18 protein-coding genes and 2 tRNA genes are annotated in these 25,358 nt (G+C 50.0%); 17 read left to right on the forward strand and 3 right to left on the reverse strand.

The window, feature by feature from the left end; genetic code table 11:
- The first annotated feature begins 49 nt into the window (after positions 1 to 49).
- Positions 50 to 1,234, forward strand: coding sequence for a tRNA preQ1(34) S-adenosylmethionine ribosyltransferase-isomerase QueA (gene queA, locus ACO5JD_RS05525; RefSeq protein ID WP_484988410.1), 1,185 nt, complete (start codon positions 50 to 52; stop codon positions 1,232 to 1,234).
- Between the two features lie 41 nt (positions 1,235 to 1,275).
- Here queA and ACO5JD_RS05530 read toward each other — a convergent pair whose 3' ends face one another.
- Complete coding sequence (locus ACO5JD_RS05530) at positions 1,276 to 2,568, reverse strand: hypothetical protein (RefSeq protein WP_484988288.1); 1,293 nt, start codon at positions 2,566 to 2,568, stop codon at positions 1,276 to 1,278.
- Between the two features lie 174 nt (positions 2,569 to 2,742).
- Here ACO5JD_RS05530 and ACO5JD_RS05535 point away from each other — a divergent pair, with 174 nt between their 5' ends.
- The 12 genes from ACO5JD_RS05535 (at position 2,743) to ACO5JD_RS05590 (ending at position 18,767) form a co-directional block, all read left to right on the forward strand.
- Complete coding sequence (locus tag ACO5JD_RS05535) at positions 2,743 to 3,015, forward strand: HPr family phosphocarrier protein (protein ID WP_484988290.1); 273 nt, start codon at positions 2,743 to 2,745, stop codon at positions 3,013 to 3,015.
- Between the two features lie 104 nt (positions 3,016 to 3,119).
- A complete protein-coding gene (tgt, locus tag ACO5JD_RS05540; protein WP_484988292.1) occupies positions 3,120 to 4,247 on the forward strand; it encodes a tRNA guanosine(34) transglycosylase Tgt in 1,128 nt (375 codons plus the stop codon).
- A 175-nt stretch (positions 4,248 to 4,422) separates the two neighbouring features.
- Positions 4,423 to 5,931, forward strand: a complete 1,509-nt coding sequence (secD, locus tag ACO5JD_RS05545) for a protein translocase subunit SecD (protein WP_484988294.1) — start codon at positions 4,423 to 4,425, stop codon at positions 5,929 to 5,931.
- The gene (gene secF / locus ACO5JD_RS05550; RefSeq protein WP_021625671.1) at positions 5,924 to 6,919 is read left to right on the forward strand and encodes a protein translocase subunit SecF; all 996 of its coding nucleotides are present in this window, start codon (positions 5,924 to 5,926) and stop codon (positions 6,917 to 6,919) included. The genes secD and secF overlap by 8 nt, the downstream gene beginning before the upstream one ends.
- 3 nt (positions 6,920 to 6,922) lie before the next feature.
- Entirely contained in the window at positions 6,923 to 10,210 is a 3,288-nt protein-coding gene (recJ, locus tag ACO5JD_RS05555) for a single-stranded-DNA-specific exonuclease RecJ (protein ID WP_484988296.1), read from the forward strand.
- Positions 10,211 to 10,214: 4 nt separating this feature from the next.
- Positions 10,215 to 12,575: a RelA/SpoT family protein gene (locus ACO5JD_RS05560; protein WP_484988298.1), complete on the forward strand. Its 2,361-nt coding sequence runs from the start codon at positions 10,215 to 10,217 to the stop codon at positions 12,573 to 12,575.
- Positions 12,576 to 12,577: 2 nt separating this feature from the next.
- Entirely contained in the window at positions 12,578 to 13,450 is an 873-nt protein-coding gene (locus ACO5JD_RS05565) for an MBL fold metallo-hydrolase (RefSeq protein WP_484988300.1), read from the forward strand.
- A gap of 122 nt (positions 13,451 to 13,572) precedes the next feature.
- Positions 13,573 to 13,659, forward strand: a tRNA-Leu gene (locus ACO5JD_RS05570).
- A gap of 888 nt (positions 13,660 to 14,547) precedes the next feature.
- Complete coding sequence (infC, locus tag ACO5JD_RS05575; RefSeq protein ID WP_021625665.1) at positions 14,548 to 15,123, forward strand: translation initiation factor IF-3; 576 nt, start codon at positions 14,548 to 14,550, stop codon at positions 15,121 to 15,123.
- A gap of 4 nt (positions 15,124 to 15,127) precedes the next feature.
- The gene (gene rpmI / locus ACO5JD_RS05580) at positions 15,128 to 15,322 is read left to right on the forward strand and encodes a 50S ribosomal protein L35 (protein WP_021625664.1); all 195 of its coding nucleotides are present in this window, start codon (positions 15,128 to 15,130) and stop codon (positions 15,320 to 15,322) included.
- A 56-nt stretch (positions 15,323 to 15,378) separates the two neighbouring features.
- Positions 15,379 to 15,741 carry a 50S ribosomal protein L20 gene (rplT, locus tag ACO5JD_RS05585; RefSeq protein ID WP_021625663.1) on the forward strand — a complete coding sequence of 121 codons (363 nt, stop codon included), beginning with the start codon at positions 15,379 to 15,381 and terminating at the stop codon, positions 15,739 to 15,741.
- Between the two features lie 1,814 nt (positions 15,742 to 17,555).
- A complete protein-coding gene (locus ACO5JD_RS05590; protein WP_484988302.1) occupies positions 17,556 to 18,767 on the forward strand; it encodes a glycosyltransferase family 4 protein in 1,212 nt (403 codons plus the stop codon).
- A gap of 33 nt (positions 18,768 to 18,800) precedes the next feature.
- Here ACO5JD_RS05590 and ACO5JD_RS05595 read toward each other — a convergent pair whose 3' ends face one another.
- Together ACO5JD_RS05595 and glgB are read right to left on the reverse strand one after the other, a co-directional pair.
- Positions 18,801 to 19,736: a radical SAM protein gene (locus ACO5JD_RS05595; RefSeq protein ID WP_484988304.1), complete on the reverse strand. Its 936-nt coding sequence runs from the start codon at positions 19,734 to 19,736 to the stop codon at positions 18,801 to 18,803.
- Positions 19,737 to 19,817: 81 nt separating this feature from the next.
- A complete protein-coding gene (gene glgB / locus ACO5JD_RS05600) occupies positions 19,818 to 21,632 on the reverse strand; it encodes a 1,4-alpha-glucan branching protein GlgB (protein ID WP_035438308.1) in 1,815 nt (604 codons plus the stop codon).
- A gap of 204 nt (positions 21,633 to 21,836) precedes the next feature.
- Here glgB and ACO5JD_RS05605 point away from each other — a divergent pair.
- The 4 genes from ACO5JD_RS05605 (at position 21,837) to ACO5JD_RS05620 (ending at position 25,245) form a co-directional block, all read left to right on the forward strand.
- Positions 21,837 to 21,912: transfer RNA gene (locus ACO5JD_RS05605), tRNA-Ala, on the forward strand.
- 872 nt (positions 21,913 to 22,784) lie between these two features.
- Positions 22,785 to 23,168, forward strand: a complete 384-nt coding sequence (locus ACO5JD_RS05610) for a VOC family protein (protein WP_035438740.1) — start codon at positions 22,785 to 22,787, stop codon at positions 23,166 to 23,168.
- A 125-nt stretch (positions 23,169 to 23,293) separates the two neighbouring features.
- Positions 23,294 to 23,599, forward strand: a complete 306-nt coding sequence (locus ACO5JD_RS05615; protein WP_484988306.1) for a hypothetical protein — start codon at positions 23,294 to 23,296, stop codon at positions 23,597 to 23,599.
- A gap of 161 nt (positions 23,600 to 23,760) precedes the next feature.
- Positions 23,761 to 25,245, forward strand: coding sequence for a nicotinate phosphoribosyltransferase (locus ACO5JD_RS05620; protein WP_484988308.1), 1,485 nt, complete (start codon positions 23,761 to 23,763; stop codon positions 25,243 to 25,245).
- Positions 25,246 to 25,358 lie beyond the last annotated feature (113 nt).

Consider the following 25,358-nt stretch of genomic DNA (forward strand, 5'->3'; position numbering starts at 1 on the left):
TTGTTGTCGCGGCCTTTTGTTTCGTTTGCTAGGAGCTATACACATGCCTATGCGCACTGATGATTTTGATTATGAATTACCGCAAGAGTTGATTGCGCAGGCACCTGCCGAGCCACGTGATTCGTGTCGCTTGTTGGTGTTGCATCGCGACGTGACCTCAGACGGGTGCCCTGCAGGTAGTGTTGATGACCGCCACTTCTATGATATCCTTGACTATCTTGAAGCTGGAGATTTGCTTGTCATCAATAAGACTCGCGTGATGCCAGCGCGCCTTGTGGGACACAAGCGCAAGACGGGCGGTGTTGCTGAAACACTGTTGCTCAAGCGCCGCGAAGATCAAGATCCGCTAGGTCTTGTGTGGGAATGCTTGGTCAATCCGGGCAAGCGTCTGAAGCAGGGTGCTGTGGTGGAGTATCGCGAAGGTGGTCTGCATGCGCCTGAGTCTTCTCCTGTGGTGCTTTCAGGCGAAATCCTTGATTTTGTTCCTGATAACAAGGGTGGGCGCCTCATTCGCTTTACTCCTGCTGAGGGTCTTACATTAGACGAGGCTATGCACAAAGCAGGTCATGTGCCTCTGCCTCCTTATATCACCAAGTATGAGGGTGATCCCGAAAAGTATCAGACGGTCTACGCTATGCAAGAAGAGCATTCTGCCGCTGCGCCTACGGCGGGTCTACACTTTACGCCTGAACTGCTTGATCGTATAAAAGCGGCAGGTATTGGCATTGTTGCGGTGGAACTAGAGGTGGGTATTGATACCTTCCGTCTGGTAACTGAGGATGATCCTACCGAGCATGTTATGCACACAGAGCGCTATCACCTTCCGCAGGAGGTGGTCGATGCGGTACATGCCACCAAAGCCGCCGGTCATCGTGTTATTGCAGTGGGAACGACGGCGGTACGCTCACTTGAAAGCGCTTGGGAAGCGGAAGCTCCTGTAGCAGAATGTCCAGTAACGGCGCGTCATTTTGAAAACGCTACTGACTCTGCAGCGATAACGGGCAAAGGTGACATCGTGGTACGCAATAACGCCACGACCAACCTGTATCTCATGCCTGGTTCGACCTATCACGTAGTAGATGGACTGATCACTAATTTCCACGTACCGCGTTCGACGCTCGTGATGCTGGTTTCGGCCTTTGCAACACGCGAGCAGATCCTCTCTGCGTACCAGCATGCAGTTAACGAGAAGTACCGTTTCTTCTCCTTTGGAGACGCCATGTTTATCGAGTAGCTATCTATTGTGCGCGTCAATATTACCGTGGTTACAGATATTTACTTGCGGAAGAAAATCAGCCAAACCACAACTACGACGAGGATGACAAGCACAATAGCAGCACCGATAATCAATGCGCGCGAGCCACGAGTCTCGGTTCTGAGTATATGTTCCTTTTGGGCAAGAGAATCAGCCTCAGCACTCATAGTGGCTGCCTGTTCTTGTGATTTTGCGATGCGGTCGTGCAGCTCGGTAGTCACTTCAGGTGTGGAGTGGATATCGTTTGCCTCATCTAGTGCTGCTTGTGCAACATCTGCACGCTCGCGAGCCTCAGCAGCATTGTCATTTGCCTGCTCAAGATCGGTATCACAGACCGCAATCTGCTTTTTGAGTACCTCTTCGTCAGCCATGGCCTGTTTATAGAGCTCGTCATATTCTTCTTTGCGAGCAGTTGCTTCGGCTTTGGCCTCACTTGCCTGATGCTCCACCTCGGCCAAAATCTGCTTGCGCGAAGCGAGATAGGTCTGCGCAGCTTCAACGCGTTGATCGGATTCTGTCGTTACGCTGGGAACCTTTTGTTTGGCAAGGTCAAGTGCTGCCTGTTCGGTAATGACCTGGTGCAGCAGACGGTCGGTGGTGCTTTGGGTGGTATTTTGGCTCTGCTTGGCACGGGTAAGCTCGTCCTGTGCATGTTGCAAACGGTCTCGTGCTGTATCAACTGCACGGTTTGCCGAGGCGATGGCTGCATCACGATTGCGTACAGCTTCTGCTTCTTGGGATTCGGCAGATTTAGCATCGCGGCGTGCCTCGCCTAGGGCACGTGATGCGTCATCAGCGCGCGCCTTGGTGGTTTCCATGAGGCCACGGTAGGGACCAAGCTTCTCCTCATGTTTGGCTTTCATAGTCTCAAGCTGTTTTGTGAGATCAGCACGAGTTGAACTCGCAAGGTCGCCACGAGCATGTGCGTCTTTCTCATCGGTGGTGGCTTGTTCAAGCTCAGCGGTATTTCGTGCGATGATTTGCTCAAAATTTTGCTCGATGGAAAGACGGTGATTGAGCTCGTCGGTGTCTTCTTCGATTTCAGCCTGAAGCTCAGCTAGACGTTGGCGAGCTTCCTCGGTGCGCCTAGAGGCATGATGTACATCACGCAGAGCAGCAATACCTGCGAGAAATGCATTTTCAGACGGAGCCTTTTCGCTATCTGCAGGGGACAATTCATTTGTTGTTGGCTGATCACTTGCAATTGGGTTTTTGGCAGCAGGGTAGTCATCAGCCATATCTGCCGAACGTAATGTCTCAGGAGCGATATCCTGCTCGTCAGTTTTTGTCCCATTTGTGGGGAAGAGCTTCATCGTGTTCCCTTTCGCTACACCTGCAAAGCGCTAAAAATCAGTATAAGTGTTACCACACAGATTTTATTCTGCCGTATCTGAAATTGGCTCGCTGATATAAGCCTTGATGTTTGCTAGAATGACATCAAGTCCAACGGCGAGAACGTTCTCGCCCTCTCATCTAAGGAGTCCAGTATGGTTTCGAAGCAGACGACGATCACGAACGCTACTGGCCTGCACGCCCGCCCCGCATCCGTGTTCGTCAGCGAGGTCAAGAAGTACCAGTCCAAGATTACGATTCGTAACGTTGACAAGGACAGCGCTCCTGTCAAGGCTAATTCCATCATGATGGTTTTGGCTGCTGGCTTGGGTACTGGTACCGCCGTTGAGATTGCATGCGACGGTCCTGACGAGCAGGAAGCCCTCGACGCTCTGATTGCTCTTATTGACAGCGGCTTCGGCGAGTAGGTACATCTAGGCGCGCTTGCGCAGTTTGTTGCACATCAAAGCCCAGCACCAACAGAGTGCTGGGTTTTTTGTTGGTATTTTGTAGATAAGAATGACGAGGCAGTATGTTTGAGTACGACATCATCGCAGAAGATCCAAAAACCCATGCACGCGCAGGTGTCTTACATACGCCTCATGGTGATATTCCAACCCCTATTTTTATGCCCGTGGGTACCAAGGCAACAGTAAAGGGTTTGATGACTTCGACTCTGTCCGAGTTGGGTACCAAGATTTTGTTAGCAAATACTTATCATCTGTCGATGCGCCCAGGTGCGGATTTAGTTGCTGAGATGGGTGGTCTGCATGATTTTATGCAGTGGCATGGACCTATCCTTACCGATTCGGGTGGATTTCAGGTCTTTTCACATAGTGACTTTGTCAAACTCAGTGATGAGGGCGTGCGTTTTCGTGCGGTTGATTATGACGGAAGTTATGTCTTTTGGACTCCTGAAGACAATATGGAAATAGCTCAAAAGCTGGGCGCTGATATTGTGATGCAGTTAGATCAGTGTCCTGGCTATCCTGCGGAGCGTAGTTTTGTTGAGCGCGCTGTTGAGCTTTCAAGCAAGTGGGCTGAACGTTGCTATAAGGCGCACACCCGCAAAGACCAGGCACTTTTTGGCATTGTCCAGGGTGGCATGGATATGGATTTGCGTTTGAGGAGCCTGCACCACCTCGAGGAGTGTGGTGACTTCCCAGGTTATGGTATTGGTGGCTATTCAGTAGGCGAGGATCATCAAACGATGTTTGAGACTTTGGTACCTCTGGTCTCTGAGTATATGCCACGTAACAAACCCCGCTATTTAATGGGTGTTGGCAATCCAACAACTTTGGTACACAGCGTGGCTTGTGGGATCGATATGTTTGACTGCGTGCTTCCCACACGTACTGCTCGTATGGGTACGGCGTTTTCAAGCGAAGGTCGTATCAATCTCAAAAATGCTCGTTTTACTCATGATGCAACTCCTTTGGATGCACAGTGTCATTGCCCCGTATGTCAAGGTGGCTACACTCGTGCTTACCTACATCATTTGGTCAAGCAAAAAGAAATGCTCGGTGGCATTTTGCTATCACAGCACAATATTTTTTATCTGCTGCAGCTGATGCGCGATACCCGTGAAGCCATTATTGCAGGTACTTACTGTGATTTTGTCAATAAGTGGAATGAGTTGCCTGCAAGTAACGACTTTTAAAAAGTGGGGCAGACGTCCATCATTTGTGCTCCGCTTGTCAAAAAACAATGCAAAAACCAGCCGTTCGTAGCTTAATGTTGCTGTTCGAACGGCTGTGCTTGTCCTTGCGCCGTTTTATGTCTGCCAAGACTGGTAAAATGGGCTAGTTAAACTACTGGTAGTTCAGGAGATACATATGGCAAGCAAGAAGGACGGCTCAAAGTCCGCCTCGGGCTTTGACAGCTGGAGGCAGGCAACATCTGGCTCTACAACAAGCAATCAGCGCAACTCATCACAGCGTAACAAAGCTCGCAAAACGAGGCGTATGCCTGCGGTTGTGCGGAGGCATATTGCAACGCTGGTGTTTCTTGCATGTCTGTGTGTGGTGTGTGTCTGGGGCTTTACACCTTTGAGCGAACGTATTACGCAGGGTCTTGATATTCGCGGCGGTGTGTCCGTTATTTTGACGGCCACCAAGCCGGATGGCTCTGCTCCAACAGGCGACGAGATGTCTACCGCCACCACTATCGTCCAAAATCGTGTGAATTCTTTAGGTGCCTCCGAAGCTACCGTGCAAAAGCAAGGCTCCAACTCCATCTTGGTACAGATTCCTGGCGCAACTGATGCTGATTCTGCAGTGCAGACCATAGGTAAGACAGGCAAGCTTGAATTTGTTCGTCTTGATGAGATTGGCGATGCTGATGCGCTTGCTCGTCTTGAGAGCAAAGATGCCAACAACATCCAGCTCAAGCCAGGTACCTATAAGGCCTTTATGGATGGTTCGTCTATCACCTCGACTTCGGTAGCACAGGCAGGTCAGTCGGCTACTGGTGCCTATGCGGTTAATGTCAAGCTCAACTCTGATGCGGCAAAGACCTTTGCCGAGGTTACTCGTGAGCTTGCGCCTACCAATGGACGTATTGCTATTGTGCTTGACGGTGTTATCAAGTCTTCGCCTGCGGTACAAGAAGAAATCGGTGGTGGCCAGGTTTCTATTACAGGTGGTTTTTCTGCTGAGGAAGCTCGCTCACTCAAGACCATCCTTGATTCTGGCTCCCTTCCAGTAACATTGACCTATTCAGAGAGCCGCGTTGTTGGTCCTACACTGGGTCAAGATTCGCTCACGCAGGGCGTAGTTGCAATTGCTGTGGGTGCTGTGATTGTTATCGTCTACCTCTTTTTCTTCTATCAAGGACTTGGTCTTTTGACCATGGGTTCGCTTGGCATCTTTGCGCTGCTCTATCTAGGTCTATTGGCGCTGCTTTCGCATTTTGGAGCCTACTCATTAACGCTACCAGGACTTGCCGCTGTAGTTTTGACTACCGGTTCTGCTGCGGACTCCTCGATTTTGGTTCTTGAGCGCTTCCGCGAAGAAATCCGTATGGGACGTACCGTGCGTCAAGCTTCGATGTCTGGTGTCAAGCACGGTATTGCTACCTCGCTTGATGCTGATGCTGTTACCTTGGTAACCGCAATTGCTCTTTTTGCTGTGGCAGTTGGTTCGGTTAAAGGCTTTGGTCTTACCTTGATGTTGGGTGTTGCATGCGACTTGGTAACGATGTTCTGTTTTAAAGCACCGGCACTTCGCCTGTTAGCAGCTTCTATCGAGAAGCATCCTGGGTTCTGGGGTGTTCGCGGCGATATGGAAGAGGGCGAGCATGCACGTCATGGTCAGCCTTCGAAGGGAGGTGTGGCCCATGCGTAGCCACTTCGCTCACGAGATTAACTTTATGGGTCACCGTTTCCAGTTGCTGACCTTCTCGGGAATTTTGATAGTGCTGTCAATTGTGGGTTTGATTGTTCGCGGTTTGGTCTTTGGTATTGAGTTCCGTGGTGGTACTGAGATTGACTTCCAAAATACGGGCGATATCAGTATTGCTCAAATGCGCAGTGCACTTGAGGCTACAGGCGAGCAGAACCTTACTATTCAAACGGCTGTGACCGAGGGTGAAAAGGGCTTCCTAGTCCGCTCGGATGCGACCAATCCTACGGATGCTACGGCACATGCCGCGGCTGCTGCCAAGTCTCTCAAGCTGCCTGAGTCCTCCTATACGGTTACCACTATCGGTCCCGACTGGGGTGCTGATACGGTACGTTCTTCTAGCATTGCCTTTTTGGTGTCGCTGGTAGCCATTATTGCTTTTGTGTCCATCCGCTATGAATTCAAGATGTCCATTACAGCGGTGGCTTCTCTGGTACATGACCTTGTCATTATTTTGGGCGTGTATGCTTGGACTCAGACACCCATTACCCCCAATGTGGTAGCTGCACTACTGACTGTTATGGGCTATTCGCTCTACGATACGGTTGTTGAGTTCAATCGCATAAATGAGAATGCCAAGCGCGCCGGAGATTCGACTCACCGTACCTATTTCCAGATTGCAAACTACTCGATTAACGAAGTTATTGTTCGTACTATCAATACAACTATTACTACCATCGTGCCCATCATCGTAATGTATGCCATCGGCGGCACCACTCTGCGTGACTTTGCTTTTGCCATGCTTATTGGTGAACTCTTGGGTACCTACTCAAGCTTTGCTATCGCAAGTCCATTGCTTTCGATTTGGAAGACTCACGAACCCAAATGGCACAAGCTCGAAGAGCGCTATGGTGGCGCTGGGGCTGCAGTGCGTATTGTCCAGCAGAACGAACGCGGAGCAGCTCATAGCTTTGCAAAGCGCGGGCAGTAGCTTATGGGTGGCTTGGCAGACAGCAGACGCTGGCAGCTGCTGCGACAAGACAAAAAAGCAGAAGCCAGACTTATTTCTGAGCTGGGATTAGCACCTCTTGCGGCGCGTGTTTTGGCTGCTCGAGGCGTGAGTGACCCTGCTTTGGCACAAAGATTTTTGACTCCGTCGCTTGAGCGCGATTGGTCAGATCCACTGCTGATTCCAGGTATGGAAGAAGCAGTGCAGCGCATTATGCGAGCCATCTCTAGTGGTGAGTCAATCGCGGTTTTTGGTGACTTCGATGTGGATGGCATGTCGGCAGCAAGCGTTTTGGCCTTGGGTTTGCGTGCGCTTGGAGCACAAGTACGGGCCTTTATTCCTGATCGCTTTACCGAAGGCTATGGCCTTAGCAAAAATGCTTTGTTGCGTGTAGTGGAGGCTTGTGAGCCTCAGTTGGTGGTAACTGTCGATAATGGCATTGCTTCGGCTGAAGAAGTAAAAGTTCTGCTTGAACACAATATTGATGTGGTGATTACAGATCATCACGAGCCAGCGGATTTGGTGCCAACGGGCGTTCCGGTGGTTGATCCCAAGCTATCCGCTGACTGTCCTTCTCGAGATTTGGCGGGAGCAGGTGTTGCGCTCAAGCTAGTCTGTGAATTGGGGCGCCGATTGGGACAGCCAAATTTGTGGCGCTCATTGACCGAGCTTGCCTGTCTGGGTACTGTTTCGGACATGATGGTGCTTCAGGGCGAGAATCGTGCGCTCGTGGCAGATGGTATTGAATGCATGCATCATTCCACGCGTCCCGGTTTGGCGGCGTTGGCAAATATTGCCAAGGTAGACTTATCGACGGTTGCTGCTGATGACCTGCCTTTCTCGATTATTCCGCGCCTTAATGCGGCGGGGCGGATGGGTTCTACCGATATCGCTTTTAAGTTGCTTTATACCGATGATATTGAAGAAGCCAGCTTGCTTGCAGCTTCGTTGGAGCAAATCAATGAGGTTCGCCGCGAGACAGAATTTGCTATGTCCGAAGCCGCCCTTGCAGAAGCAGAACGTTGCTGGGATGGTGGTCGTGTTGTAGTAGTTGCAGGTGGAGACTGGCATGAGGGCGTCAAGGGTATTGTTGCTAGCCGTATTGTCAACCACTATCACGTGCCTGCAATCGTGTTTTCTTTGGTGGACGGTGAAGCACGTGGTTCGGGGCGTTCGGTTGGTACGGTTGATCTTTTTCATGCCGTTGAGCAGTGCGCTGACTTGACTATTCGTTTTGGCGGTCATGCGGGTGCTGTAGGTGTCACAGTTGCCGAGGACAAAATTGAAGCTTTTCGCAAGCGTCTCTCTGCGGTGCTCGCGGAACTTCCGCAGGAGCAGTTTGAATATCGCAATGAAGTAACAGCGCTCGTAGAGCTTTCTGAGCTCAATGTCGAGACGGTTGCCTCGCTTGAGGCATTGCAACCCTTTGGTCAGGGTAATAAAAAGCCTATATTTGCCGTGCGCGGCGTTTCGATGCGCGATCGCAAACGCTCGCGTAATGGGAAACATCTTTTGTTTATTGCGACAGATGGCTTTAATGAAGTTCCTGCTGTGATGTTTAATGCTCCCGAGTTGGAGCGCGCTGCTTCTACCGAAAGTATCGTTGACCTCGTATTTGAAACAAAAAACGAAACGTGGCAGGGTCGTACCAAAACCAAGCTGATGGTCAAAGATATTTTGTTTCGCGATCAACCAAGTCGCGGACCTGCGGCAGGCGAATCTCTCATACTTGAGGGATTTGACCCGCCAATGCCCAATCCCGCAGAGCATCGCTGTGAGCTGGCAAAACTTGATTATGATGAGCTTACTGAGGTATTGGCAGCTGAGCTTATTGGTGAACATCAGCTACTTCCTGCTCAGCGCGAAGCACTTGCGTGTTTGGCAAAAAAACAATCGACGCTTGTTGTGATGGCTACTGGTCGGGGAAAGTCACTTATCTTTCATGTGCATGCAGCGCGCGAAGCCATTGTCCATCGCAGGGCAGCAGTCTTTGTTTATCCATTGCGTGCTCTCGTCAACGATCAAGCTCGCCATCTTCAGGATGAGTTTGCGCGTATTGGTGTTGGCGTTCGTGTGCTTACTGGTGCGACACCCCAGGACAGACGTGCAACGGTTTGGTCGGAATTGGCAGATGGCAGTTGCGATATCGTATTGACCACACCAGAGTTTTTGGCGATTCACACCGACCGCTTTGCACAAATAGTGCGTATTGGCTTTTTGGTGGTAGATGAGGCGCATCATGTGATGCAGGCCGCATCACATCGTCCTGCGTATGCAGAGTTCCCTGAAATTCGTCATAAATTAGGCGATCCTACAGTATTGGCTGTTACCGCCACCGCTCCACGAGAGGTTACCCTGCAGATTCAAAATTTGTTGGGTATTAGCAGCGAAAACGTCCTTATTGATAATGCTGTTCGCAAAAATCTAGAGCTGCTTGATTGTCGAGAAAAGCGTGACCGTGAGCTGGCACTTGCCTCTCTTGTCGCAAAAGGGGAGAAGTGCATTATCTACGTTAACTCGCGTGAGGAAAGCGTTTCTTTGGTGCGCAAACTTCGTCACATGACTGGCGAGCTAGCCGATCGCATTGCCTATTACAATGCAGGTCTTGAGCCGCGTGTTCGCGTCAAGGTTGAGCGCGCGTTTCGTGACGGGCGGCTGTGCTGTATAGTCTCTACCAGTGCGTTTGGAGAGGGTGTCAATATTGGCGATGTGCGCCATGTAGTGCTCTACCAGTTACCTTTTGGTCGTACTGAGTTCAATCAAATGAGTGGTCGCGTGGGTCGTGACGGACTTCCTGCTTATATTTGGCTGATGTTTTCTGCTCGAGATGCCCCGGTTAACGAGCGCCTCTTGGCTGCCTCTGCTCCCACGCGCGACGAGCTCAAAATGCTGTGGCGTGCATTGCGTTTGCTAGAGCAAACGAGTGATGACTACATCATCCGTGTAAGTGATGAGGAACTTGCAGCACAAGCTCGTCTGCAGGATGGGCGGTATGCTCTTGATGCGCAAATTTCCGAGGCGGGAATTGCTGTTTTTGCTGAGCTTGGTTTGCTCCAACTAAATGGCTACGGGCATACGCGTGAAATTAAGTTAGCAAGCAATCCGCCGCGCATGAATTTAGGTCAGTCAGCCCGCTATGTTGAGGGTATTAGGGCCGCTGAGGACTTTGCAGAATTCCGCGAATGGGTTTTGCGTTGTGCACAAGCAGAGCTGCTTGATAGTATTAACAAGCCAATTGTGCCAGGCTTTGGGCATGTAGTAAGTGGTGGGTGAGAGTATGGGAAAGTTTCTAGAGCAGCAAAATGTTGAGGGTCGACGACGTAGTTCTGACATACCTCAGGCAGATAATTGGCGCGTTTTGCAGGTAACTTGTGCGGATACCCTAGATGACGAAGCCAATAAGCGTGTTGAAGAGGCATACCGCTTTGCTGCTGAATTCCACCGCAATCAGCGACGTCGTTCGGGTGAGCCATATATCAACCATCCTGTTGAGGTTGCATTGATTTTGGCCCGTGATCTGCGCATGGATGCTGATTCAATCTGTGCAGCTTTGCTTCATGACACCGTTGAAGATACACCTGCAACCCTAGAAGACGTGCGTGAACGTTTTGGTGACAATGTTGCTGAGATTGTAGATGGTGTTACCAAACTAACTTCTATTCACGTATCGTCGATGGACGAAAAGCAGGCTCTCAATCTACGCAAGATGTTCTTGGCAATGTCTAAAGACATTCGCGTTGTTATCGTTAAGCTTGCCGACCGTCTGCACAATATGCGCACACTTGCAGCGATTCCACCTGATCGTCAGCAGTACAAGGCGCATGAGACTATGGATGTCTATGCACCGCTAGCAGACCGTCTGGGTATTTCTTCGGTTAAGTGGGAGCTCGAGGATCTTGCATTTTTCTACCTCGAGCCTGAGGAATATGCGCGTGTGGCTCGTATGGTGCAGGATTCGCGTGCTCAGCGTGAAGAGGATACCAATGCGGCTATCAAGACGCTAGATGATGAGTTGCGTCGTGCAGGTATGACAGACTTTCAGATTTTTGGTCGCCCCAAGCATCTGTGGTCTATTTATCAAAAGATGACACGCAAGGGCAAGGAATTTTCTGATATTTATGATCTCATTGCTCTGCGTGTACTGACGCGTACCGTTGCTGACTGCTATTCGGCATTGGGTGCGGTCCACTCGCTTTGGCATCCGCTACCTGGGCGTTTTAAGGACTATATTGCAACGCCCAAGCCCAATGGTTATCAGTCGCTGCACACGACAGTAGTCGGTCTTGATGCACGTCCTATTGAAATTCAGATTCGTACGTATCAGATGCACGAGCAGGCCGAATACGGTATTGCAGCGCATTGGCTATACAAGCGTTCGGGCAACTCTCAGGGTAAATTTGATTCATCTGACCGCGATATTGACTCGCAAATTAATTGGATTCGCAAGACGCTTGATTGGGCCGTCGAAGACGAAATCGGCGATCCACATGAGTTTTTGAACAATCTGCGTGTCGATCTCTTTGAGGACGAGATCTTTGTCTTTACGCCTAAGGGTGCGGTTATGAGTCTTAGGCGCGATTCCACGCCGCTTGACTTTGCCTATCAGGTACATACCGAGGTAGGTAATCACTGTGTTGGCGCCAAGGTCAACGGTTCAGTTGTGCCGCTGACTACCAAGCTGCAGAGTGGCGATCGCGTTGAAATTTTGACTAACAAAAGCTCCAAGCCGAGTCGCGACTGGATGAATATTGTGGCGACGCCTTCTGCGCGCGCCAAGATTCGTAAGTACTTTACGACGCTCTCAAAAACAGATGATGCCGAGCGCGGTCGTGCTGACTTAGCTCGTGAACTGCGCAAGCGTGGTTATGGTATTGCAACCAAGCGTACGACGAAGGCGCTTGAAGAAGTTTGTGGCATGCATGACTACCGCGATGTTGACATGATGCTTGCAGCTATTGGCACAGGCAAGGCTTCACTGCGCTCTGTTGCCAACCACGTCCAAGAAGTACTTGAGCGTGATACGCCCGAAAAGCAAGCAGAAGCAGCCGCTGCAGCCCAAGCAAAGCGAGACCGTGAGAAGGCTTTTTCCGAGGATATTCCCTTTGCAAAAGCCGAACTCATGCGCAAGCGTGCACAGTCTGACCGTAAGCGTCGTCATAACTGCGGTGTTGTGGTCAAGGGCGATCCAGATTTGCTTGTCCATTTGGCACATTGCTGCAATCCTGTTGCTGGCGACGATATCGTGGGCTTTATTACTCGTGGTCGTGGTGTGTCGGTACACCGCGCGGGTTGCCCTAATGTAAAGGGACTCATGAGCCACCCTGAGCGCATGATTGATGTGGAGTGGGATACCTCGGGAGCTACGGAGTTCCAAGTAGAAATTGTTGTTGAGGCTTCCGATCGCATGGGTCTGCTCAAGGATGTCACCATCGTTTTGGGCGATACAGGGGCGAATATTCTTTCTGCAGCAACGCAGATTTCCTCGCAAGGTGTGGCGAGGCTACGCTTCCTTTTGGCAATATCCGATGCGTCTTTGCTTGATACGGTGCTTGCTCATGTCAGTCGTGTGCCATCGGTATTTGACTGTCGCCGTATCATGCCTGGTGAAGGCGCCAACCAGATGAAGAAAAGGACATAGCTATGTCTGAAGAAGAAAAGAAGCACGAAGGCTGCTGCGGTGGTCATCACGAAGATGGTCACTGCTGCAGTGGTCATGACCATGGTCATGATGAGCATCATGAATGCTGCGGTGGAGGCCATGAACATGGCGATGACCATGAGTGCTGTGGTGGACATGGTCATGATGATGGTCATGAGGGCAGCTGTTGTTGCGGACATCATCACCATACACCCAGCGATGGGGAAGATCAGGTTCGCATGTTTGTGGTGGGTCAGCTGCAGACCAACTGCTATGCCTATATCTCACAAGGAGAGTGCCTTGTTGTTGACCCCGGTGCGTCAGGCGTAGGCATCGCCAAGCACTTAGAAGATGTGCGTATCAAAAGTATCGTTGCGACACATGGTCATGGTGATCATGTGGGTGGTGTCTTATCTCTTCAGCGTGTAACTGGTGCGCGTTTTATGATGCACGAGGCTGATGTTGAACTTGCTTCACATGCAGGTGAGGCAAGTGAACAAGGTCGTACTTACGATAACAATGCCCCAGCTCCCGATCAGCTTTTGTGTGAAGGCGATGTTATCGAGCTGGGTACTGCACGTTTTCGTGTTATCGAAGCTCCCGGTCACACCCCTGGTGGCATTGTTTTGCTTGGTGAAGGTACAGCTCTTGGACTTGCGTTTGTGGGTGACACACTCTTTAAGGGTTCTTGCGGAAGGACTGACCTTGCAGGCGGTAGTCATGAGCTTATGATGCAAACTTTGGCACGCCTCAAAGAACTGGTGCCGGCGCACACGACACTTTTGTGTGGACATGGGGATATTACAACGATGGAAGACGAACTTGCATACAATCCTTGGCTGCAAGATGGAGTGGTGAGCGACGGTATTCATTAGGCGGAAATATGTGGCTTTGCTTATCTGATGTATAGTCTTGGGGCGTTCAATCAATCCTAAGCAAAAATTGCTTTTCTGAGGCAAGCAAAACGCTCAGATTCTGATATAGTGTTTCCTGCTTTGCCCGAGTGGCGGAATTGGCAGACGCGACGGACTCAAAATCCGTTTCTGGCAACAGAGTGTGAGTTCGAGTCTCACCTCGGGCACCATAGTAAAGACGACAAGCAAATTTTGCATCTGTCCGCTTTTCTTTTGCCAAACAAGTTGTGCTCTTAAGTGCAGATAGCTTGTCTTTCGGGCACTATACCCACAGATGGTTCATTCTTCGGAGTAGATAGGCGCAAAAAGTGCAGGTAAAATTTCTCCCAAGTTCGAAAAACGAACCATCTATTTTTAGGTTTGAGGGAGGAACTATCTACTGAAAAGGGTGCAGTACAGGAATAGGCGTGACATAAGAAAAGGACACATAAATTACGAAGATGGGTACATATGTGAGTTAGTTAAAACTTTTAGCCCTGAGGAAGCGTTTTTGGTAGGAAGGCGAGCAAAAACGGTTCCCCGAGGCTAAAAACTTTAGCTATCTAACAAGATGTGCTCCATAGTCCAAGCATGCATACAAACTTTAATTTTGATCTGCCTGATTTAAGTTTGGGCTAAACAGGCGTGCGTTTGTTTTATTGCACCAACGCTACCTACCATTCCCGCACTGTCTATATTCTCTAAAAATGCTAAACTGCATGCTTGTTCAGCTCTTAATTCTCAAATAAGTTATGCATAAATGCAGTTGAGTGTCATATTGATACTTAGTTGTCAAATGAGGGCAATCAGAGCAAACAGAGCTAAAGAAGTAGGCGGAGCAGTGCTTGTGACTTTGTCCTTCTTGTGTGTTATAAAAAGCTGAGCTATAGTATCAAAGGTTATAAACGCAAAGCGGGATTTCCTGTGGGATATCCCCACCTGAGTGGCGCGAGAGCTGCTGCCGGGTCAGACGAAAAACATGCCAGCCATGTTGTTCCGCTAGGCGTAGCGGAAACGTCTCCCGGATGCTTTGCGACGGGAGTTTTTTGTTGGAGGGGAAGTGACCCTCCGTAGAAGGGATGGTGGAGACGCTGGCAAAGAAGGACGACCTTCGGGTCAACGGCGAAATCACGTCTCGTAGCTGCCGACTCATCGGAGTTGACGGCTCGCAGCTTGGTCTGTTTGACGTGAGGGATGCTATGCGCATTGCGCGCGAGCAACATCTCGATCTCGTGGAGATTGCACCTGGTGCAGAGCCTCCTGTTTGTCGAGTGATGGACTACAGCAAGTATAAGTACGAGCAGGACCGCAAGGCCAAGGCTGCGCGCAAGAAGCAGGTCAAGGTCGAGGTCAAGGAAATGAAGTTCCGCCCCAAAATCGATGTGGGCGACTTTGAGACCAAGAAGAAGCACGTCATTCGCTTCCTCAAGTCTGGAGCTCGCGTAAAGATTACCATCATGTTCCGTGGCCGTGAGATGGCTCATCCGGAGCAAGGCTTGCGTGTTCTCGAGCGTCTTGCAGAGGATCTCAAGTCCGTTGCAACGGTCGACCAGCAGCCCAAGATGGAGGGCCGCAACATGCATATGCTCGTTTCGCCGATTAAGGGTGCATTTGACGCGAAGCCCGATGAGGCAGAGCTAGAAGAGAAGGAGTAACAACATGCCCAAGATGAAGACGCACAAGGGGTCGGCAAAGCGTTTCCGCCGCACCGGCACTGGCAAAATTATGCGCGCAAAGGCTTTCAAGAGCCACATCCTGACCAAGAAGTCCCAGAAGCGCATCCGTGGCTTCCGTAAAGAAGCAGTGCTTTCTGCTAGTGACGCTCAGGTTGTTTCCCAGCGCATGGGCAAGTAAGCGCAACCGCGTACAAACGATAGCGACTATTTTGTCGCAGCTAGGAGTTGATTAATATGGCACGTGTCAAGCGCGCGGTTGCAGGCCGCAAGAAGCGTCAGACGCTCGTCGAGCGCAGCAAGGGTTACTACGGCGTTGGTTCTCGTACCTTCCGTGGTATGAAGGAGCAGGTCCAGCACTCTGGTCAGTATGCATACCGCGACCGTCGCAACAAGAAGCGCGACATCCGTGGTCTGTGGATTCAGCGTATCAATGCTGCCGCCCGCATGAATGATCTTTCCTACAGCAAGTTCATGCATGGTCTGAAGCTTGCTGGCGTCGAGCTGGACCGCAAGGTTCTTGCTCAGGTTGCCTATGAGGACGAGGCTGCTTTTGCTTCTCTTGCTGAGGTTGCCAAGAAGGCGCTCGCTGCTGAGTAGCAGATTCTGCACAAGTAGTTTTTCGAGTAGTTCTTCTTCACATAATTTGTATGTTTGCCCTAGGCTGCTTTGTTGGCCTAGGGTTTTTTAAAATTCATTGAAAAATTGAAAGGTATGGGATATAGGCAAAAAAGTGTGTCTGTTTGCATTCCTTATATAGAACAGAGCTCGCAGTGTTTCAACTGGAGTGGCTCTGCTTGCCAAACGCCACACATCATTTCAATCAACACGGCTCTGCTTGCCAAAAGCCACGTTCTATTTCATCCAATGGAGCCCTACGTGTCAAACGCCACGTTCTGTTTCAGAAAAAATGTCAAAAGCCACACTCTGTTTCAAAGGACCTGACGTTTGCGCAGGTAGATTTTTTGGGCGTGAAACAGAGTGTGGCTTTTGGCTAAAAAAGTGAAGTAGAACGTGGCGTTTGACACTTGGCATGAAGTAGAACGTGGCTTTTGGCAAGCAGGGCGCACGAACATGAAACGGAACGTGGCGTTTGGCTTCCAGCATGAAATGAAGCGTGGCGTCTGCCACATGGCATGCCACACCATAGGTTGCTAGTAGGTTGCTAGCAAGATACGCACTCTTTTCGCACGCTCTGCTTTATGCTGTTCCAACCTCGGGGTGGAACAGATCGGCATCTAGTTGATTGACTTAGATCCCCGAGAGGGGACAAAAATTTTTGACTGATTTGGCTTGTTTATAGTTTTGGCATATATAGAAAAATGTATCTGATGATATTTTTTGTTATAGGTTCTCGATATGTTTTCAGACGCAACCTTAAGTTGTTAAAAAGCAGGTTGCATACAGCCTCTCACGTGCTACGAGTTGCGGTGCGAAGCTGCAACATGCAGAATGTGGGATATAGGCAAAAAGGTGCATCTGGTTGCATTTCTTATATGAGACAGTTGCACAACCAGGTATTACCTCAATAGTCGATTGAAAATAGATATGACGCACTGTGATGAAGCTCGGCCCAAAGTACTCCTTCTCGCCATTGTGCAGGACCCATAGCATCTCCTTCTGTCTATATCGCAAGATATCTCCAGCGTCTTATCTGCCCATCCGTGGGAAACAAGCACATATCCTTTTTGACGTAGACTGATGAAAGGTGAACTTTTCCCGCACGTAAAAATTTCGATAGATGGTTCGTTTTTCGGACTAAAAGAAAATGTGACCTGCGCGTTTACGCTTGCTCACTCCGAAGCTTGAACCATTTGCAGTTTGTATCTCGTCTGCACTCCAAATAGCAGAGTTTGTATGTGCCGGACACGCATTTCCTATATGGTGAAAAGAAAACAGCGACAAAAAATCGCCTCCCCGCGGCTACGTTGTGAACCCACCCATAATAGGTGGGTGCTCTCGGCGCCTTTTCCAGCTTCCTCAACAACGGAGGATTCCTGTACTGGAAACGCTATGCGAGCTCCCTAAAAAACGCTTGTCGGTTCACCCATTCTGTGCCGCAGGGGGACGACACTTTCATTATCGTAGACCGCTGGAATAATTCCAGTCTTGACTTGCGCTGGTGGAGCGGGAAAATTGAGAGTGCATTGCATAAGCGCCCTTGGGACGTTTTTTGATGCAATGACGAAGCAACACCCTCGGATAATAAAAACCCACCACAGAGCAAAGCTATCGCGCAGCTGTCAAACCTAGCTGTCACGTAGCATGCCATCGAGTTTCTTTTTCGATCTGCTTTCCTACTTCCCATTTTTATGATTGCGCAGCTTTAAGTTACAATGCCTAGGTGTATTTGATTGCGAATCCATCTTTGGGGTGCGGGCGTCCGTCCGGCAAGACCCTAGTGGGGAGGTGCCATGGATGTCAGATGGGTGCCCTACGCGGCAGTTTTTCTCTCTGCTCTTGTCACCTCGCTTGCAATGACACCTTTGGCAAGTCGTATTGCGTGGAAAGTAAACGCCGTTGATTACCCTGGCATTCGTCGTGTCAACAAGCAGCCCATTCCACGTATGGGAGGCATTGCAGTATTTGCGGCCATTGTCGTGGCTTTTCTTGTCCAATACTTTGGAACGACGTATCTCGGCTGGGAAACCGTGCTTTCACCATCGGTGCACTTGGCAGGTATTAGCTATCAAGTCTTGGCTTGCGCTTTTGGCGTCATTTTTCTTACTGGCATTTTGGATGACAAGTTTCATCTCAAACCCTTGCAAAAACTTGCAGGTCAGCTTATTGCGGCGGCTATCGCTGTGTCAGGCGGTTTGGTGATAGGTTCGGTGGTTAACCCCTTTAGTGGTAGCTATTTTTATCTGGGCTGGGTGGCATATCCAGTTACGGTTTTTTATCTTGTTGCGTATGTGAATATTTTTAATTTGATTGATGGCTTGGATGGTTTGGCTTCAGGCATCGCCTGCATTGCGGGCTTTACGATGTTTACGCTGGCGATGTTCGCGGGGCGTCCCGATGCAGCAACCTTGGCAATCTCTCTGGTAGGAGCGACACTTGGGTTTTTGCGTTACAACTTTCATCCAGCGAGTATTTTTCTAGGTGATTCGGGTTCGTTGTTGCTGGGCTTTACGCTGGGAACGGTGTCGTTGCTTTCTGTTACTCGTATTGCTGGCTTTACTACGGTGATTGTGCCGCTGGTGATTGCGGGTATGCCCATTATTGATACGTTTTCTGCGATTATTCGTCGCTTTAGAGCGGGTGTCAGCATTGGACAAGCAGATCGCGGACACATCCAGCATCGTCTGCTTGATAGGGGTTTTGATCAACGCCGTGCCGTGTTAACGATGTATGGTTGGACAGGTCTTTTGTGCATCGGCACGTTGATTATGACGCAGGTGAGTGTGGGTCCGCGTGTAGCGGTTTTTGGTGTGCTGGTGATTGGCTCGGCGGCGTTTGCGATGCATTTGCATCTGTTTGAGCCCGTTCTTCTTCATCATTACAACAAGTACACAGGAGAAGACGAACTTGTTGATCCCGACAATCCTGCCTTTGAGGATGAGAAAGAGCGTTTTGTTGAGGAACACCACCTCGAGCGCATGGACATCCGTCGCCGTACCAAGTAGGTACCAAGGTTAGCGAAAGCCCTACATGGGATGCTATAGCGTAGGGCCTGCAGGACTGGTGACGCCAGTAGCATCAAAGGCGGGCACAAAACTTTCGGAGACGGTGCCTCCTTGCTGCCACCACATGTGCTCAAAACCCAGTTCATCAGCGTGGTCAAGCACAACTTCATATTCTTCATCGATGACCGATCGTGCTAAATTGCCACCCGCTGCAAGACAGGCTTTGTTGGGCGTATACTGATTCATCACAGATAGATCGACCTCGTTGCCGCACAGCTCCCATACACGGTCAAGCACTGCACAGGAATCATCTATGTGACCAGGTAACACTAGGTGTCGCACAATAATGCCACGTATCATGCGACCATCTGGTCCTTCGGCACGCCCGCCTGCAGTCTGTACGAGGTGCAGCATTTCATTTAGTGCTGCTTTTGCGACTTCAGGATAGTTTGTAGCTTTGGAAAGTGCTGCTAGTTTGGGTGAGGCATACTTAAAGTCGGTAAGCCAGATATCAACAGTCCCCTCCATTGCGCGCACTGCTTCGACAGTCTCATACCCTGAGGTATTACAGACAATCGGCAAGGTAAGCCCTGCCTTGCGAGCTATGTGCACAGCCTCACAGATATGTGGTCCGTAGTGCAGGGGAGTCACAAGGTTGATATTGAGCGCACCTTGTGCCTGCAGCTCAAGCATGATTTCTGCAAGGCGCTCAACCGTGATTTTGAGACCAAAACCTTCCTGTGAGATTTCGTGATTTTGGCAAAAAACACAGCGCAGAGGGCAGCCTGTAAAGAAAATTGCGCCAGAACCCGCCTCACCAGAGATGGGAGGTTCTTCCCAATAATGCAAAGCAGCGCGGGCAATGCGCAGCTCAGCCGTTGCGCCGCAAAAGCCTGTTTGCCCTTGGTTGCGTCGTGCGCGGCAATGACGCGGGCACAACTCGCAAATTTCGTAGGCGCACATATCCATGTGAAGCTTCTTTCCAAAGCAGAACGAAACAAAACGGTATTGCCGTCCTGCGCAAATCTCTATTTTGGCAGTGCTAAGCGCCTAGTCTACGCGTAAAAGCAAACCCGAGAGCGGAGCTAGGTCGAGTGTCACGATACCTTCTTTTACCGTAACGCTTGTCTTTGTATCCCGAGGACATGAACCCCCGTAGATATCCCAGTCGCTGTTGATAAGCGGTGTAAGCTTTGTTGCGGCTTCAAGTTGCAGCTTGTAGGCAGGCCATGGCTGGTCAGATAGATTGAGCACGCAGAGAATGCGCTCACCGTCTACTCCGCGCTCGCGACGCTCAAAGGCATAAACCATATGCTGTGCGTCATCTACCTGGCGCCATTGGAAACCCGCCTGCGCATAATCTTGATCCCAGAGGGCAGGATGTGTGAGATAGCAGTTATTGAGCTCGCGGCAGTAGTGTGCAAATGCCTGGTGGGTGGGGTAGTCAAGCAGCATCCAGTCCTGCTCGCGCTTTTCATCCCACTCACGCAGCTGACCAAATTCCGAACCCATAAAATTGAGCTGCTTGCCGGGGTGAGCAATCATGTAAAGATAGAGCGTGCGAGCCTGTGGGAATTTCTTCTTGTAGTCACCATCCATTTTTTGGAGGATGGTGGCTTTACCGTGTACCACTTCGTCATGTGACAGCGGCATCAGATAGCGCTCACGGTGAAAATACATCATCGAGAAGGACAGCTTGTGGTAATTTTCGGGACGCCATTGCTGGCCAGTCTGGAATAGCTCAAGTGTGTCGTGCATCCAGCCCATGTCCCACTTGTAGTCAAAACCGAGTCCGCCCTGCTCAACAGGTCGCGTAGTGCCATCAAAATCAGTGGAGTCTTCGGCAATAAACAATGCACCGGGGTTTAGGCTGCGCACACCTGAGGTAAAGCGACGCACAAACTCAACGGCATTGGCATTGACGCCGCGAGCTTCATCACCCTGCCAATAAATGATGCGACTTACCGCATCCAAACGTAGGCCATCAAAGTGATAGGCACCAAGCCAGAAGTTTGCCGCTGACTGCAAAAACGAGCAGGTCTCACCACGTGAGTGCATGAAGTTATGGCTACCCCATTCAGACACGCCGACAGCTGCATTGGGGTATTCAAAGAGCGCCGTACCGTCGTAGTTGGCAAGACCATAAGCGTCAGTGGCAAAATGCACAGGCACAAAGTCGAGAATAACGCCAATGCCTGCGGTATGCAGGGCATCTACCAGCTGCATAAGCTGGGTAGGGGTGCCATAGCGGCTGGTTGCAGCAAAAAAGCCGGTAGTTTGGTAGCCCCAGCTACCGTCAAAGGGATGCTCTGCCAAAGGCATAAATTCAACGTAGTTATAAGCGTTTTTCTTTAGATATTTGGGAAGAAGTTCCGCGAGCTCGGAATAGCTATACCAATCTGCAGGGTCATCAGAGGTCTGCTCGCCCGAGCGTTTGCACCAACTGCCTAGGTGCATCTCATAAATATTGATGGGAGCGTTATAGCTGGCAGTCGCACCATTTTTTTTGCGTGCAGCCATCCATTTTTGGTCGTGCCATTGGTAGCTTAAATCGCAGCTAATACTGCGCCAATCAGGGCGTAATTCCATTGCAAAGCCGTAAGGGTCACAGTGATCTTGGTAGCTGCCGCCGTGGTAGATGCGGTAGATATAATGCTCACCGTAGCCAACACCTTCGGCCTCTGCTTCCCAAAAATTGCCATCATAAATTTTGTGCATGGGCCATTCGCCAGAATCGCCAATTACGACAATACCTTCAGCGTTTGGCGCAAACGTGCGCCATATCATGCCTGTATCACTAAGGTGAGCTCCCAAAAAATCATGAGCAAAAAATTCGCGACCCGCGTAAAAGTCCTGCTTATCCATAGGTTCTCCCTGAGTGACACATACAAGCATGATAATAAATTTTGTAGTCTTACAGTCGAGCATCTCACATTATGGCACGAAGTTGCCAAGCAGAGCAGTGCGGTGCGTTTGCCGTGTGGCTGTGATGATATGTTTTGCCTGAGCTGCGTATCGGTTGACATGTGTAGTGCAAATTGCCACAATTACCAACGCAGCATTTTAATTGGGGATGTAGCTCAGCTGGGAGAGCGCTGCCTTCGCAAGGCAGAGGCCGAGGGTTCGAATCCCTTCATCTCCACCAAAAGAGGAAGCGTTGAACTCTATTTTGTGAGAAACGAGTTAGCGCTTGTTTATAGATTCGAGAGTCGCTGATGTGGCTCTCGTTTTTTATGCTGAGAATCAGGCCATACTTCAAGAAAAAGTAAGAAGAGAGAGTGTGCGCTTCACGGGGTGCATAAGACAGAAAACGTGTTGTGTTTAGGGGTATTAACGCAGGTTAACCCCTATTTGATGTGACGGGTTATCAATCTGGTGTCGTGTGCTGTGTCAAACGCCACAGACTGTTTCAATCACCACGGCTTTGCTTGCCAAAAGCCACATACTCTTTCAGTCACCGTCGCGTCCCTGCTTGCCAAAAGCCACACATTCTTTCAAGTAGCGAGGCTCTGCTTGCCAAAAGCCACGTTCTGTTTCAGAAAAAATGTCAAAAGCCACGTTCTATTTCAAAAAAAATGTCAAACGCCACAGATCTCTTCAATGGCCTTCACGTTTGCGCAGGTAGATTTTTTGGGCGTGAAGAGATGTGTGGCTTTTGGCTAAAAAAGTGAAGTAGAACGTGGCGTTTGGCACCTGGCATGAAACGTAGTGTGGCTTTTGGCAAGCGGTATGAAGTAGCATGAAACGATGTGTGGCTTTTTGACATCCTCGTTAAACCGACGAAAGTGCAAAGATGTCTTGTGCATACTTAGCATGTTTGTGTTCACGCCGTTAAACTACGCTCCCATTCCTTTGTAGCTCACTGGCGTGACATATCTTTTTGGCTGTCTCTTATATGCGTGAAAAGTCTGGAATCCTTCCATTGGCAGTAATTGTCAAACTGAGTTGGCTATGCAAAAGTACGAGCTAAAATTGCAGATAAAATAGGTCGGGGGTACGTTGAGGGGTGAAATGGTAATGAAGATCGAACATATTGCGATGTATGTAAATGACATGGAACGCGCCCGAGACTTCTTTGTGAAATATTTGGGTGCTGTTTCTAATGATGGTTACCATAACAAAAAGACGGATTTCCGCTCTTATTTTCTTTCCTTTGGAGATGGGGCGAGGCTCGAAATAATGAGCAAGCCTCAGATGGCAGATGAAGAAAAAGTGTTTGCAAGAACTGGCTATATCCATATTGCTTTCAGTGTTGGAAGTAAAGAAAAAGTTGATTTGCTGACAAAGCAGATGAAAGCTGATGGATATGAGGTGTTGAGCGGCCCGAGGATAACGGGCGATGGGTATTACGAGAGCTGCATTGTGGGGGTCGAGGGCAATCAAATTGAACTTACGATTTGATGACTTTTGGCTAAGTTATTCGATTCTGCCTATATTTTGTCTCCACCCCAGCAAAACGCTAGACTGGCGTGAGTAGATTATTACAAGCGCGTAGATTACAAGCGCGTAGAGCGAGGAGAGCAATCATGGCAGATGGACTCACAGAAGCAGAGCGCGCTGAGCTCGAGCAGCTTCGTGCGGAAAAAGCTGCCCAGCAGGAGGCGGCACAGGTCGCGCGCGATCGTGCGGAACTGCAACGTCTCAAAAAAGAGTCTGCCCGTGCCGCTCGTGATGCAGAGGCAATCAAGCGCGAAGCCGCTTTGCGCGAGCAGGGCCGCAAGCTTATGGAACCCGACGAAGACGATCTCAATATGCCCATGGGTCAAAAGATTGTCCTTGCCGTTATTGCTTTGCTTGTCCTTGTGATTGTGGTCTCGCGTTTCCTGAGATAGTTCAGGCTACATGGTTGCCGCATGTCTCGTTTTTAAATTTTGCGACAAAGGCAGCTTGGGGGACCCGTTTTTTCCGTCTCGTGGTACCCTGTAGAGCGAAGTGTTTGCGGGGATTACTCGTTGCTTCCCGTAGACAAAGTTTTCTCGGGGAGGAACATGAGATGGCCTTGACCGACCGCACGACTCCACATGATGTCGCGCTTAATACCGACCTTTACGAACTAACCATGGCCCAGGGCTTTTGGGAGTCCGGCCTCAATCAGGGCGAAGCTTGCTTCAACGTCTTTTTCCGTGAGTGTCCCTTTGACGGCGGATATGCTGTTTCCTGCGGTCAGGGTCAGATTGCTGAGCTCGTAGAAAGCTTTGTGTTTGATGAAGACACACTAGAATATCTTGCTGCTTTGCCCGCACCTGGTGGCGGGCTTCTTTTTAAGCAAGGCTTTATTGACTATCTGCGCGATTTCCGCATGCATGTTGATATTTGGGCTCCTCGTGAGGGCGATTTGATTTTTCCGCGTGAGCCACTTGTGCGCGTGCAAGGTCCTGTGATTGACTGCCAGCTGCTTGAGACTGCTTTGCTTAACCTTATAAACTTCCAGACGTTGGTAGCTACCAAGACCGCTCGTGTTGTTACTGCAGCTCAGGGACATGCCGTCTCTGACTTTGGTCTACGTCGTGCTCAGGGTCCCGATGGGGGTCTTGCTGTTGCTCGCGCTTCTTATATTGGTGGCGCTTCTAGTACTTCCAATGTCCTTGCTGGCAAAATTTACGATATACCTGTTTTTGGTACGCATGCCCACAGTTGGGTTATGGCTTTTCCGACCGAGATCGAGGCCTTCCGTGCCTTTGCAAAATCCAGTCCTAAAAATTGCGTACTGTTGCTAGATACCTATGATGTCCATCAAGGCATCAAAAATGCTATCAAGGTTGCAAAAGAGATGGAGGTGGCAGGGGAGCGCTTGGCTGCTATTCGTATTGATTCGGGCGACCTTGCCAAACTTACTAAAGAAACTCGTGAAGCCTTTGACGAAGCGGGTTTGCCCTATGTAAAGATCAGTGCCTCTAACGACCTTGATGAATACACCATTCAGTCGCTCTTTGCGCAGGGTGCACCTATTGATTCCTTTGGTGTGGGTACCAAACTTGCTACCTGCGATCCTCAGCCCTCGCTGGGCGGCGTCTATAAGCTCTCGGCAGTGCGCAATAACAAAGAAGAGCCTTGGTCTCCCAAGATTAAGCTCTCCGAGCAGGCCTATAAACGTACCCTACCAGGTATTATGCATGTCATTCGCTTTGTTGATGAAGCAGGGCGCCCTATAGGCGATCAGATTGTTGATGATTCCGTAGCTGTGGGCAACAGCATGATCGCTGTGGATGTCAACGATCCTCTGACTACCTACGATTTTACTGGTGCGACAGGTGTCGAGTTGCTCGAGCAGATTGTCGATGATGGCAAACGCTGCAAAGAGCCCGATACTATTGCCGTTGCAAAGGAACGCTGTCGTGACTCGCTGATGAGACTCGATCCCGCGGTCAAGCGCTTCCTCAATCCTCAGACCTATCCTGTGGGATTGGAGCCGGGACTTGACAAGTTGCGTCACGAGTTGGCACGCACGGAGCGACGAGCTGCTTCCAAGGCTCGCTAACGTGTAGCTTGTGTAGCTCTTTGATAGTGTTAGATACAAGCAGTGATTTTGCTAAACTAACTGTTTACGATGTGCCGGCAGTTTGCTGGCACGGGGTTTGATGTATGACCGAA

It is taken from the genome of Olegusella sp., assembly GCF_057238325.1.

Excerpts from the sequence above, each read along its gene's own strand:
- queA (WP_484988410.1), top strand. The coding sequence starts at position 50 with ATGCGCACTGATGATTTTGATTATGAATTACCGCAAGAGTTGATTGCG.
- ACO5JD_RS05530 (WP_484988288.1), bottom strand. The coding sequence starts at position 2,568 with ATGAAGCTCTTCCCCACAAATGGGACAAAAACTGACGAGCAGGATATC.
- ACO5JD_RS05535 (WP_484988290.1), top strand. The coding sequence starts at position 2,743 with ATGGTTTCGAAGCAGACGACGATCACGAACGCTACTGGCCTGCACGCC.
- tgt (WP_484988292.1), top strand. The coding sequence starts at position 3,120 with ATGTTTGAGTACGACATCATCGCAGAAGATCCAAAAACCCATGCACGC.
- secD (WP_484988294.1), top strand. The coding sequence starts at position 4,423 with ATGGCAAGCAAGAAGGACGGCTCAAAGTCCGCCTCGGGCTTTGACAGC.
- secF (WP_021625671.1), top strand. The coding sequence starts at position 5,924 with ATGCGTAGCCACTTCGCTCACGAGATTAACTTTATGGGTCACCGTTTC.
- recJ (WP_484988296.1), top strand. The coding sequence starts at position 6,923 with ATGGGTGGCTTGGCAGACAGCAGACGCTGGCAGCTGCTGCGACAAGAC.
- ACO5JD_RS05560 (WP_484988298.1), top strand. The coding sequence starts at position 10,215 with ATGGGAAAGTTTCTAGAGCAGCAAAATGTTGAGGGTCGACGACGTAGT.
- ACO5JD_RS05565 (WP_484988300.1), top strand. The coding sequence starts at position 12,578 with ATGTCTGAAGAAGAAAAGAAGCACGAAGGCTGCTGCGGTGGTCATCAC.
- infC (WP_021625665.1), top strand. The coding sequence starts at position 14,548 with ATGGTGGAGACGCTGGCAAAGAAGGACGACCTTCGGGTCAACGGCGAA.
- rpmI (WP_021625664.1), top strand. The coding sequence starts at position 15,128 with ATGCCCAAGATGAAGACGCACAAGGGGTCGGCAAAGCGTTTCCGCCGC.
- rplT (WP_021625663.1), top strand. The coding sequence starts at position 15,379 with ATGGCACGTGTCAAGCGCGCGGTTGCAGGCCGCAAGAAGCGTCAGACG.
- ACO5JD_RS05590 (WP_484988302.1), top strand. The coding sequence starts at position 17,556 with ATGGATGTCAGATGGGTGCCCTACGCGGCAGTTTTTCTCTCTGCTCTT.
- ACO5JD_RS05595 (WP_484988304.1), bottom strand. The coding sequence starts at position 19,736 with ATGGATATGTGCGCCTACGAAATTTGCGAGTTGTGCCCGCGTCATTGC.
- glgB (WP_035438308.1), bottom strand. The coding sequence starts at position 21,632 with ATGGATAAGCAGGACTTTTACGCGGGTCGCGAATTTTTTGCTCATGAT.
- ACO5JD_RS05610 (WP_035438740.1), top strand. The coding sequence starts at position 22,785 with ATGAAGATCGAACATATTGCGATGTATGTAAATGACATGGAACGCGCC.
- ACO5JD_RS05615 (WP_484988306.1), top strand. The coding sequence starts at position 23,294 with ATGGCAGATGGACTCACAGAAGCAGAGCGCGCTGAGCTCGAGCAGCTT.
- ACO5JD_RS05620 (WP_484988308.1), top strand. The coding sequence starts at position 23,761 with ATGGCCTTGACCGACCGCACGACTCCACATGATGTCGCGCTTAATACC.